The sequence below is a fragment of the Mariprofundus sp. KV genome, assembly GCF_013387475.1.
Classification (GTDB): Bacteria; Pseudomonadota; Zetaproteobacteria; order Mariprofundales; family Mariprofundaceae; genus Mariprofundus.
The window spans coordinates 29,654-41,218 of record NZ_VWNB01000005.1 but is presented as its reverse complement, the minus strand read 5'-3'; the positions used below and the strand labels follow the sequence as shown (position 1 = coordinate 41,218).

Annotated in this window: 10 protein-coding genes and 4 tRNA genes; 5 read left to right on the top strand and 9 right to left on the bottom strand. The window is 51.7% G+C overall.

All coding sequences use genetic code 11. The features are described from left to right. Positions 1 to 10: 10 nt before the first annotated feature. The 4 genes from F3F93_RS05175 to F3F93_RS05160 form a co-directional block, all read right to left on the bottom strand. Positions 11 to 86: transfer RNA gene (locus F3F93_RS05175), tRNA-Cys, on the bottom strand. A 50-nt stretch (positions 87 to 136) separates the two neighbouring features. After that, positions 137 to 212 (bottom strand) — tRNA-Gly (locus F3F93_RS05170). A 136-nt stretch (positions 213 to 348) separates the two neighbouring features. After that, a tRNA-Cys gene (locus F3F93_RS05165) sits at positions 349 to 424 on the bottom strand. A 48-nt stretch (positions 425 to 472) separates the two neighbouring features. Beyond that, positions 473 to 548 (bottom strand) — tRNA-Gly (locus F3F93_RS05160). 164 nt (positions 549 to 712) lie between these two features. Here F3F93_RS05160 and F3F93_RS05155 point away from each other — a divergent pair. Further along, positions 713 to 2,080, top strand: a complete 1,368-nt coding sequence (locus F3F93_RS05155) for a PhoH family protein (protein ID WP_194334982.1) — start codon at positions 713 to 715, stop codon at positions 2,078 to 2,080. 40 nt (positions 2,081 to 2,120) lie between these two features. Here the strand turns inward: F3F93_RS05155 and F3F93_RS05150 are convergent, their stop codons facing one another. The 3 genes from F3F93_RS05150 to F3F93_RS05140 form a co-directional block, all read right to left on the bottom strand. Beyond that, a complete protein-coding gene (locus F3F93_RS05150) occupies positions 2,121 to 2,585 on the bottom strand; it encodes an STAS/SEC14 domain-containing protein (protein ID WP_176958102.1) in 465 nt (154 codons plus the stop codon). Between the two features lie 57 nt (positions 2,586 to 2,642). Beyond that, positions 2,643 to 4,139 carry an AAA family ATPase gene (locus tag F3F93_RS05145; RefSeq protein WP_176958101.1) on the bottom strand — a complete coding sequence of 499 codons (1,497 nt, stop codon included), beginning with the start codon at positions 4,137 to 4,139 and terminating at the stop codon, positions 2,643 to 2,645. 72 nt (positions 4,140 to 4,211) lie between these two features. Further along, positions 4,212 to 4,661 carry a CBS domain-containing protein gene (locus F3F93_RS05140; protein WP_176958100.1) on the bottom strand — a complete coding sequence of 150 codons (450 nt, stop codon included), beginning with the start codon at positions 4,659 to 4,661 and terminating at the stop codon, positions 4,212 to 4,214. Positions 4,662 to 4,842: 181 nt separating this feature from the next. Here F3F93_RS05140 and rpsT point away from each other — a divergent pair, with 181 nt between their 5' ends. Both rpsT and F3F93_RS05130 read left to right on the top strand, forming a co-directional pair. Next, positions 4,843 to 5,106 (top strand): 30S ribosomal protein S20, encoded by a 264-nt coding sequence (gene rpsT / locus F3F93_RS05135; protein ID WP_176958099.1) that lies wholly within the window; start codon positions 4,843 to 4,845, stop codon positions 5,104 to 5,106. Between the two features lie 128 nt (positions 5,107 to 5,234). Next, positions 5,235 to 5,867, top strand: a complete 633-nt coding sequence (locus F3F93_RS05130) for an SDR family oxidoreductase (RefSeq protein WP_176958098.1) — start codon at positions 5,235 to 5,237, stop codon at positions 5,865 to 5,867. Positions 5,868 to 5,920: 53 nt separating this feature from the next. Here the strand turns inward: F3F93_RS05130 and F3F93_RS05125 are convergent, their stop codons facing one another. Then, positions 5,921 to 6,118, bottom strand: a complete 198-nt coding sequence (locus F3F93_RS05125; protein WP_176958097.1) for a hypothetical protein — start codon at positions 6,116 to 6,118, stop codon at positions 5,921 to 5,923. 214 nt (positions 6,119 to 6,332) lie between these two features. On the opposite strand from F3F93_RS05125, the gene F3F93_RS05120 reads away from it, so the two are divergent. Next, a complete protein-coding gene (locus tag F3F93_RS05120) occupies positions 6,333 to 10,130 on the top strand; it encodes an FAD/FMN-binding oxidoreductase (RefSeq protein WP_176958096.1) in 3,798 nt (1,265 codons plus the stop codon). Positions 10,131 to 10,132: 2 nt separating this feature from the next. Beyond that, entirely contained in the window at positions 10,133 to 10,732 is a 600-nt protein-coding gene (locus F3F93_RS05115; protein WP_176958095.1) for a transglycosylase SLT domain-containing protein, read from the top strand. A 74-nt stretch (positions 10,733 to 10,806) separates the two neighbouring features. On the opposite strand, the gene F3F93_RS05110 is transcribed toward F3F93_RS05115, so the two are convergent. Then, complete coding sequence (locus F3F93_RS05110) at positions 10,807 to 11,469, bottom strand: hypothetical protein (RefSeq protein ID WP_176958094.1); 663 nt, start codon at positions 11,467 to 11,469, stop codon at positions 10,807 to 10,809. Positions 11,470 to 11,565: the final 96 nt, after the last annotated feature.

The following is an 11,565-nucleotide window of genomic DNA, read 5'->3' as shown; positions in this document are numbered from 1 at the left end:
GGAGGTAGGTTGGAGGCAGGGGCGAGAATCGAACTCGCGAATAAAGGATTTGCAGTCCTCCGCCGTAGCCACTGAGCCACCCTGCCGTTAACAACCACTTAAAATAAAAGGGAGGAGCAATCCTCCCTTTTAGATCTGGAGCGGGTAACCGGGCTCGAACCGGTGACCTCGACCTTGGCAAGGTCGCGCTCTACCAACTGAGCTATACCCGCTAACGGGGCGAATAATGCCGTCTGTTTTGCCATTGTCAAAGGTAGGATGGTGAGGAATTAAAAAGATGAAGGCTGTCGGTATCTGGCGCTTTAGGTTTTATATGGCGGGATGATTTCGAAGTGAAGTGATTCAGGTTGGAGGCAGGGGCGAGAATCGAACTCGCGAATAAAGGATTTGCAGTCCTCCGCCGTAGCCACTGAGCCACCCTGCCGTCTGAACCTGAACAGATAAAAAAAGGGTCCTTACGGACCCTTTAATATGGAGCGGGTAACCGGGCTCGAACCGGTGACCTCGACCTTGGCAAGGTCGCGCTCTACCAACTGAGCTATACCCGCGGACGGCGCGAATAATGGCGAATGAGCGGGGAGTGTCAAGCATTGACTTTCGGGTAGCTGTTGCGTCAGATTATATCTCACTATCAGGCTCCATAGCATCGTATTAATCGTAAAGCGTCAACTATATTTGGCATGACTCATATCTATTTTCAGGGAGACGAATCTTGAACGATACCGAGAAGCGCAAGATCTACATTTTAGATACAAACGTACTGGTACATGATCCTAACGCACTGCAACGCTTTGATGAGCATGATGTGGTGATCCCGATTGTCGTGCTTGAGGAGATGGACAAGATCAAGAAGGGGCTGGATGAGCTGGCTCGCAACGTGCGCGATGCTTCCCGTCAGCTGGATGAACTCAGTGCAGAGTGCGAAGATCTCTCCAAAGGGTGTCTGCTTCCCGGTGGTGGCAGACTCTATTTCGAAATGTCGACGATTGAATCACTTAAACTTCTACCTGACTCGCTGGCCAGAAGCGGAGGGGATAATCGTATTATCGCAGTCAGCCTCTCCATGCAGAAGCTGCATCCGGATCGCCATGTCATTCTGGTATCCAAAGATATCAATCTGCGTATCAAATCACGCGCACTGGGTCTTAGAACCGAAGATTACCGCTCAGATCGTGTGGTTACCGATCTCTCTATCCTGCCCAGCGGCAAACAGCGACTGGATGAGGCGGAGTGGAGTCTGATGGCTGAGGATATGGAGGTTGGTGAACACGATCACGGCAACCGTTATATCGTGACCTGGCCACAGGAGAAGGAGCTGCCGTTCCTGAACAGCTTTGTGGTGCTGCCCGGTGAGCGCGAGGTTGCGGTGCAGTGTACCCAGATTGATGAGGGGCGCAGGGTTCATCTCTGCGACATCACATCCTATCGCAGTGATCGCCACGCCATCTGGGGCATTAAGGCGAGAAATCTGGAGCAGAACATGGCGATGAATCTGCTGATGGATGCAGAACTGGATCTGGTGGCGATGCTCGGGCTTGCCGGTTCAGGTAAAACCCTGTTGGCACTGGCCTGTGGGCTGCACCAGACGCTGGATATGGGCTTGTATGAAAAGATTCTGGTGACTCGTGCAACGGTGCCTATGGGACAGGATATCGGTTTTCTTCCCGGCACAGAACGCGAGAAACTGGAGCCGTGGATGGGTGCGATTACCGACAACCTCTCCATTCTGCTTGGCGATGAGGCGCAGAATATCGGTGATATTCTTGGTCAGCACAGGATTGAGATTGCAGCACTCTCTTTTGCCCGTGGGCGCACATTTACCAAAACATGGCTGATTGTTGATGAGGCACAGAACCTGACCCCGCATCAGATGAAAACGATTGTGACCCGTATGGGTGAGGATTCGAAGATTCTACTGCTGGGTAACAATGCCCAGATCGATACCCCTTATCTGACCGCCCATACCAATGGTCTGACACAGGCGACGATGGCTTTCGCAGGCTGGGAGCATGCCGGTCATATCGCGCTTAAAGCCAGTGAGCGTTCAAGGCTGGCATCCAGAGCGGTTGAAGTGCTTTAAGAGAGGTGGCTGCAGGGGGCTCTGAATAATCAGAGTACCCCTACTGGTCAGGGGTTGTTGCTGCAGTGAGCCATTCAAATGCATCGTTGTATCTTTTGAATGCATTCAGTTTTTTGTTGCTGTTGGGAACCAGATTTCGGTAGGTGATGTACATTTGCGCCAGTCCAAAGGCCACTGTTGAACTGATCACGATAGCAAGCTTTGTCTGAACAGCAGGTTGATCTGTGCGCTGGGCAATTCTGCCAAGCTCAATGATGCCTCTGGTTGAGAGGTTGAGTTTGGTGATGTGGCGAAAATCAAGAAGTTCATTAAATAGCTGGTAATCACGATGGCCTTTGATCTCTTGCTGATAGCTGGTTAAGGCCTGGATGAAGTCATCATCTGAAGCCCTGCCGCTCCAGGTTGTGATAATCAACCGGTTGGGAAGGTCGATATCGTGCCTGTAAGACATATGGTCTATATCCATGTTTCCCTGCTGATCATTATTGTGTGCCGTCACCTTCATAAAGGTATTATAGACGAAGAAATATGGCTTGGTGATGAACTTTTTATGTGACCGGAATCACCTGCCATGCGTGCGCGGCCAGATGCTGTTTGTAGTGAGAAACTCAACCCACGATTCATCAGGTTTTTTATATGCTGCCAGCTGCAGTTCGAGCACATGCAGGTCGGCATCGGAGATATCACTGACGGCGAATTGTCGCTGCTTGATTCGAGCTCTTATAACAGGCTCTTCGATATCCAGCCAGAAGAGGTGAAGTGGTACTGAGCAGCGCTCTGCCAGTTGTTTTAGATGAAGGCGTGAATCTGAATCGATGAATGTGGCATCGAGAATGACTGAATAACCTGCGTCAATGGTAGTTTTCGCAGCCTCAAATATGTCATTGTAGGTGTTGATATGCATCTGTCTGCCATACAGCTCCAGACCCGGGTAGTTACCCTTGATGCGTTTGCGGGTGGCATCACTGCGAATCATGATGGCCTGCTCTTCTCCACAGCCAAGCAGTGCCAGATAGCTTTTGCCACTGCCGGAGAGGCCGCCAATGGCGAACAGTGCGTTCTGCCGCTTGACGGTGTAGCCAAGCGCAAGTTCGAAATAGTTTGCCGCCTCAGCTAATTGCACTGCTCTGCTCTCTCCCTCCAGCTCATCCGCCAGCAGACATGCCACCTTGCCGCGCACGGTGGCCCGGTAGAAGAGATAGAGCGGCAGCAGCTTCAGGCCCTCATAATCACCTGAGCATTCGAGATAGCGGGAGAGAAAGCGCATGCCGAGATCAGTTCGGCCATGGGCGTCGCAATCCATGATCAGGAATGCGACATCACTCATGGTATCGATGGTGCTGAAATCATCATTAAACTCAATACAGTCAAAGAGGTGTGGATAACCATCGATCAGGGCGATGTTTTTCAGATGCAGATCACCGTGGCAGTGACGGACATGGCCAGCTGATTGACGGGTTTCAAGCAGTGGCTGCAGCTGTGCCAGTGCACATTCGGCAAACGCAGTGAGGCTTTGAATGGTGTGGCGGTTAAGCCCGGCATCAGTGTGACGGGATGCCGCTTCCAGATTGAGTGCGATGTGGTCATGCAGCAGGGCGATATGATCGATCTCGCTGTTGCTTGTTGAGCCCGCGTGAAAGCGGGCTGTATCACAAGCCAGAAGATCCATCCATGCAGCATCAAAATCATCACGTTTGAGTCGACCATCTAACAGGTCCGACTGGCTGAATCGGTGCAACTTCAGGCAGTAATCAACCACCTCGCCTTCGCCATCAAGCTGATAGTGGTCACCTTGTCGAGAGATGCTGTGTACTCCCAGATAGATAGCAGGGGAGATGCGGCGGTTGAGTTCCAGCTCGCGCTGGCAGAAATATTTGCGCTTCTCCAGCGTACTGAAGTCGAGGAAGCCAAAATCGACAGGTTTTTTAAATTTGTAGGCGTAGTTGCCAGCCATGAATACCCAGGAGATATGGGTCTGGATCATCTCGATCTTCTCTGCCGGATGCGGATAGATGGCCGCATCAAACAAGGCCTTGAGGTGGGCTGGAACTGAATCCATGCTTAATCCGCCTTGCAAACAAAACAGGCCCCGGTAAAAACCGGAGCCTGATATTTTTGTAACAGCAATCTGTTAACCGTTGTGGATAAACATGCCACGATTGATATCGCCAATGCTGATCATGCCGGTCAGCTTGCCATCGTCAACCACCGGAATACGGCGCAGGTTTTTCAGGCCCATGTAGGAGGCCGCTTTGAGAACCGGAGTGTCGGAAGCCACCGTCATGGGATCAGGTGTCATAACATCCTTGATCTTCATGCACATTACGCGTTTGTAGTTCTCTTCCATATCTTCAAAGTCACGTGCTGTTTTTGCATCGTGTATATATTCACCAAAATTGGGATAAAGTGGCAGCATGGTATCGCGGATGGTAACAATGCCGATCAACTTGCTGGCGTCGTTGTCGTCGACGACCGGCAGTGAACCGCAGCGGCGCATTACCATTTTTTGTGTTGCATCATGCAGCGTATCACCAGCTTTGCAGGTAAGACATCCCTGTGACATGACATCAGAAACTTTCATGATTCCCCCTATACTTTTAAACATCGTGTAATGCAAAGACATTACAGCGGCGAGGATAGACCTAATTTTTACTTTGTGCACCCGCTTTGTCTGTCAGTAATCTGTTGACACTGCATTGCCAGACGGTATTGTTCCGCGCCCATATCAAGCGCAGTTGAGAGGCTGCAAGGAGCAAGAAAACGTGGCAAACCATGCATCAGCACTGAAACGTGCACGTCAGGATCAGAAAAAACGTCTGCAGAACCGTACGCAGAAATCTACTATGCGCACTGTTATCAAGAAGGTGTTGACCGCTGTAGAAGCCGGTGACAAAGAGACTGCAACTGCAGCACTGCGTCAGGCAACTTCACTGCTGGATCGTGCCGGTCGCAAGAATCAGATTCATGCACGCCAGGCTTCACGCCGTGTGTCGCGTCTGAACGCTCGTGTAAAAGCGATCGCCTGATTTAACCAGTTTCGATTTTTAAAGCCCGTCTGACGAAAAGTCAGGCGGGCTTTTTTTATGTCTGGGGCTGGTGCCATCTGATGGCAAATATGTAGTGTGTGCTTGCTGCAAGCCAGCTGGAGGGTGAGATGAAGATCCTGATTATCGGCGCATCACGTGGTATCGGTCTGGAGCTGGTCAAGCAGGCGATTGATGCAGGTCATAAGGTTACAGCGCTGGTTCGGGATAAGCGCGTGTTTGAGGGGCATGTGCACAGGAATTTTAAGGTGCGTGTTGGTGATATCATGACCAGAAAGATCGTTGAGGGGGCATGCGTCGGCCAGGATGCGGTCTGTCTTACGATTGGCATGGTGCCATCCAGCAAGCCGGTCAATCTCTTCTCTGATGGAACGAGAAATGTTCTTGGTGGCATGGAGCAAGCTGGTGTCAAACGACTACTGGCTGTTACAGGTATAGGCGCGGGGGATAGTGAAGGTCATGGCGGTTTCTTTTACGACAAAGTGACCAGGCCGGTGCTGCTCAAACATGTGTATGACGATAAGAACCGTCAGGAGGAGCTGATTAGAGCCAGTGGTTGTGACTGGACTATTCTGCGGCCAGCGCTACTGACGCGAACAGAGTTTACAGGCAAATACCGGGTTTTAACTGACCTGAGAGGCATTAAAGCGGGAAAAATATCCCGTGCCGATGTTGCCCATTTTATGTTAAGAGAGCTTGAGCATCCGGCATATATCCACCAGACACCGCTGTTGACATACTGAAGAGCACCTCTCAGAAAGCTCGAAACACCCTCGCAGATACGGAGGGCTGTGAATTAATCCTCTTTTTCACCTCTGACGATATCGGGGTTGGCAGCCCTGAAACCAAAGAAGAGGCCGATCAGACCCAGCGGAATGGAGACGCCCCACTGCATGTTAGGGCCAACCTCGTTCCTGTATTCAAACATCAGAAGAACGGTAAACAGGCATATGGCGAAAATAATGATATCCATGACACGGGTGCTGGTTTTCATTCGCAACTCTCCACAAAAAAGGTCTAGGCGCGCCATATTAGCGGCGCCGGCTGCGAATGAACACCCGACCATGATCAGGCCTGCTTTGAGCACTGAAGTGTGCTATAAATCGCAATTGCGATAACTGCTTTTGAGAATTAAGGTTTTATTCATCTCGCATGCTTATTATGCTGCGTCCGCGCGTCATCATTAACGCCCAAATATGGAGATATGTTTGTCCGAGAATATTCGCGAGATACCTTACAACTACACATCATATTCTGACCGGGAAATTGTCATCCGCTTTTTGGGCGAGGATGCCTGGGATGATATGAACGTATTGCGCACCCAGCGCCGTACCGGGCGTTCTGCGCGGATGCTGTTTGAGATTCTCGGTGATCTCTGGGTGGTTGAGCGTAACGTATTTTTGCGCAACGATCTGCTGAATAACCAGAAACGACGCCAGCAGATGTACCGTCGTCACTATGATCGTCTGGCCCGTATTACGCAGGGCGCATCGGAAAATCCGCGTGCACAGAAGATGGCCGCCTGCACCGGGCGCATGCTTGAAGATTTCTACGCCTGGTTTGATCAGGAGCCTGCCAAGCGCAAAAAAGCACGTCGTGCTTTTGCAAAATTCACCCACGTCAATAATGTCCATTTTGATGCCTATACGCTTACCCATCATGCCACTGATGCTACCGACTGGCGTCATCATGCACCGTTCTGTGTGCTTACTCCTGACTCTGCAGAAGAGATTGCCGGTCTGGTGCGTGCGACTGCCGAGCTGGATCTGGTGGTAATCCCGCGCGGTGGCGGAACAGGCCTCTGCGGTGGTTCTGTACCGCTCTCCAATAATGCTGTGATTATCAATGTTGAGAAGCTGGATCAGATCGGTCCGATCATCACGCAGGATGTGGGCAGCAAGGGTGAGGTGGCAACCATCACTGCCGGTGCCGGTGCGGTGACCGGTAAGGTAATGGAGGCGAGTCGGCCGCATGTCTTTGCCACCGATCCGACCAGTCTCTGGGCCTGTACTATTGGCGGCAATGTCGCCTCCAATGCCGGTGGTAAACATGCGGTGATCTGGGGAACCTGTGTAGATAACCTGCTCTCCTGGAAGATGGTGACACCCGATGGCAACTGGCTGCTGGTGGAGCGTATTAACCATAATATGGGCAAGGTGCATGATGAGGCTGAGGTCAGTTTCAGGCTGACCAAAACCGATGCCAGGTCCGGAGCACAGCTATCTGAAGAGATCTTGACCATCAAAGGCTCGGTGTTCCGTAAACCGGGGCTGGGCAAGGATGTGACGCGCAAAGCGATGGGTGGACTTCCCGGTGTGCAGAAAGAGGGCACCGATGGCTTTATTGTTGAAGCGACCTTTGTACTGCACCGCTCTTTTGAAGTTACCCGTACCGTCTGCTGTGAGTTTTTCGGCCAGGAGCTGAGTGACGCAACCAAGGCGATGGTGAAGATCAAGCACCACGTTGATGCGCTGGAGGGAGCCCACCTTGAGGGGCTGGAGCACTTTGACGAGAAGTATGTCAAAGCGATTGAATATATCTCCAAAGCCACACGTCGTCAGGCGCCACGTGTGGTGTTGCTGATCGATGTCTCCGGTGATGATGAGCATGCCGTTGCCAAAGCCTGTGCTGACATCTGCCGCATTGCCTCCAACGGTAATGGTGAAGGTTTTGTCGCTACCAGCGAGGCTGACCGCAAGCGTTTCTGGGGTGACCGGGGCCGCATGGCTGCCATTGCCAAACATACGCGCGCCTTCAAGATGAATGAGGATGTGGTGATTCCGCTGGATCGTCTCTCTGAATATAACGATTACGTGGAACATCTGAATATCGAGAACTCCATTCTCAATAAGAAAGATGCCATTGAGGCGATCTCGGCCTATCTCACCGATGCGCGTTCGCGTATCAGCGGTAACCGACTGGAGACCAGCGATCTGGATCTTGATGATGATCCCTATCTGACCGAAAAACTTGATCAATGTATCACACTGATTGCCGAGACCAGAGAGAACTGGTGCCGACTGCTGAAAGGTATGGATGAACCTGCCTGGGAAGTAGCCCACCTGCTTGAGGGTATCAAATACAAACGTTCTGAAGCGCTGTTCCGTGTCATTCAGCGCTCTGCACTGCGTGTCTCCTACCGTGAGACCGTGCAGAAGCCGCTACACGATATGTTGCGTGGTCACGACGCTCTGATTGATGGCGTTAACAGAGCGCATAAAAAAGCACTCTCCAGTCGTATTGTGGTTGCCACCCATATGCATGCCGGAGATGGCAATGTGCACACCAATATTCCGGTCAACTCCAACGATTATGGCATGATGAAAAAGGCGCATCGCGTGGTTGAGAAGGTGATGGCCAAAGCGGTGGAGCTTGGTGGTGTGATCTCCGGTGAACATGGTATCGGCATTACCAAACTGGAGTACATGGATAAGAACCTGTTGGTCGAGACAGCCGAGTACCTCAAACGCGTTGATCCGAATCATCTCTTTAACCGTGGCAAACTGATGCCCGATACCGATCTGCAGCTGAGTTATACGCCGAGTTTTAATCTGCTGGAGATGGAGTCGATGATTCTCGAGGCGGCTGATCTTACCGACCTCTCCGAAGCGATCTCACCATGCCTGCGTTGTGGTAAGTGCAAGCCGGTCTGTAACACCCACTTCCCGCGCGCCAATATGCTCTACAGTCCGCGTAACAAGATTCAGGCGAGTGGCGCGATGATCGAGGCGTTTCTCTATGAGTCACAGACCGGCTCAGGTATCTCTTTTGAGCAGTTTGCAGGCATGCAGGATGTCGCAGACCACTGCACGATCTGCCATAAATGTGAAAGCCCTTGTCCGGTGAATATCGATTTCGGTGATGTGACCGAACGCATGCGAGCACTGCTCAAGGATAAGGGGCAGGCCAGATTCAATATTGGCTCCAGATTCTCACTGATGTTCCTCACCCTGCAGAATCCCAATGCCGTTCGACTGATGCGCGAGGTTGTTATTCGCTGGGGTTATGCGGGGCACCGTATGCTCAACCGGCTGGGTAAAATGGCCGGTCTGGTGAAAAATGAGCCGGCTGCCAGTCGTAATCTGGAGGGTATTCAGGCGCAGGTGATCAATTTCATCGAGCGACCACTGCCAGCCCTGCAGGCCGGTACGGCGCGTCAGAAGCTGGGTCTTGAATCGAGTGACAAGAATATGATTCCGATTCTGCGTGATCCGAAAAAAGCCAATGGGCGGGCGGTATTCTACTTCCCCGGCTGTGGCTCTGAGCGTCTCTTTTCTCAGGTCGGGCTGGCCACGCAGGCGATGCTCTATGATCTCGGTGTGAATGTGGTGTTGCCACCCTCCTACCTCTGCTGCGGCTACCCCTCTACGGCAGGTGGCGATCATGAGCGCGGTGATCAGATTACCTATGATAACCGGGTGCTCTTCCACCGTATGAAGAAGGTGCTCTCCTACCTCGATTTTGAGGCGGTGATTGTCTCCTGCGGCACCTGTTATGATCAGCTGACCAAGTATGAGCTGGGGCAGGTGTTCCCGGATACGCCGCTGATCGATATTCATGAGTACCTGATGGAGCAGGGAGTGAAGACCGAACGTGTCAGTGGTGTGGAGTATATGTACCACGTACCGTGCCACTCGCCACTGAAACGTCATGGCACCAAAGCGGCGATCGAATCGCTGCTCGGTCAGGATGCGGTGAAGTCGGAAGATTGTTGTGGTGAGGCGGGTACGATGGCTGTTGCACATCCTCAGATCGCCGGCAAGATCCGTACACGTAAAGAGGAGCAGATGGAGCTTGCCAAGGCACAGATGCCCGGTGAAAACCCGCAGAAGATCCTCACTTCCTGCCCGTCATGTTTCCAGGGACTCTCCCGTCTGGAAGATCAGAGTGGTGTGAGTGCAGATTACATTGTCATTGAACTGGCCAGACACCTGCATGGTGAAGATTGGCAGAAGCAGTTTATTCAGAAGGTGAAAAATGGCGGCATCGAACGGGTGCTGATGTAGATATGTCACTGACCAGGCTGCTACTGATCTTTTCTCTGTTTGCTCTGGTTGGCTGTGCCAGTGGGCCGCCGAAAAATGTTGATGATGTATGCTCAATTTTTAAAGAGAAAGATGACTGGTATGAGTATGCCAACGACTCCTTTGAGAAGTGGGGCGTACCGGTGCATGTGCAGATGGCGATCATGTGGCAGGAGTCCCGTTTCCGGGCTGAGGCGAAAACCCCGCGTGACTGGATACTGGGCTTTATCCCCTATGGCCGTATCACTACCGCTTACGGTTATGCCCAGGTTAAAGATGAGACCTGGGACTGGTATATTGATCAGACCGGCAACTGGGGGGCAGATCGTGATGATTTCGAAGATGCCACCGATTTCATCGGCTGGTATGGCACCTACTCACAGAAAACCCTCGGCATCTCCAAGTGGGATGCCTACAATCAGTATCTTGCCTATCATGAAGGGCATGGTGGCTGGAAACGTAAAACCTATAACAAAAAACCGTGGCTGATTAAGGTGTCTCAAAAGGTCAAACGCAAGGCTGCCATCTATGATAAACAGCTAAGACGCTGCAAAGATGACCTCGATGATGGTAGCTGGTTCTGACTAGCGGCTCCTGCCGCTATCCCTGAGGGCGACTAATCGTCGTCCAAATCTACTGTCCTGTAGATTTGTGGTAATTAATCAGTTGGCTGGCTTTTCAGGTCTGGATTTCTGGAGGATTCTGCAGTCGTATCTAACCATATAAGAGCCTGCTCGCGGTTCAGATGCAGATCGAGGTAGCCTTTTTTCTCCAGTGAAGGGAACTCATAACTGCGAGTGAAATAGTTGTCCGTTGAGGTGACAAAGCGGACCGGTTCAACGGCAAACTCTAACCAGTGACCAGCGGGAATCGGTTGCAGCGGATTGGATCGGATTACCTCCTCTGCGGCGTCAATTTCTTTGCGCCCCCAGAACTCGATCTGACAATCCAGTGCGGCCTGACTGACGGTCAGGGTAAACTCCAGCGTCTGCTCGCTGCCCCGGCTGAAATTCCAGCCTCTCAAAAGTGCCTCACTGCGCAGTTGAAGAAGAGATATTTTGGCAGTGCTGTCGATCATCCTCTTCTCTTCCACCGCTTTACGTCGACCGAGTATAGTCATCACCAGCAGGGTAGTGAGAATAAATACAGCCACCCCGATGATCACTACGGTCGATTTTGAAGCGTGAGCCATATCGGCAACAATAGCCGCGATAAAGGTGGTCAGTGTGATGCCCACCCAACTGATAAGTGAGTGCGAAGAGTCGATGGTTGAGATCACTCTCCATCCACGTGATAGCGTACTGTCTTGCTGTTGAACCATAGCCCTGATGCTGCTCCTGCTCTGCTGTTGATGTATAGGGGGCGCTGATCTTCCAATCAGTTTAGAGAGTATAGCTTCTTCTAAATAAAATGCATG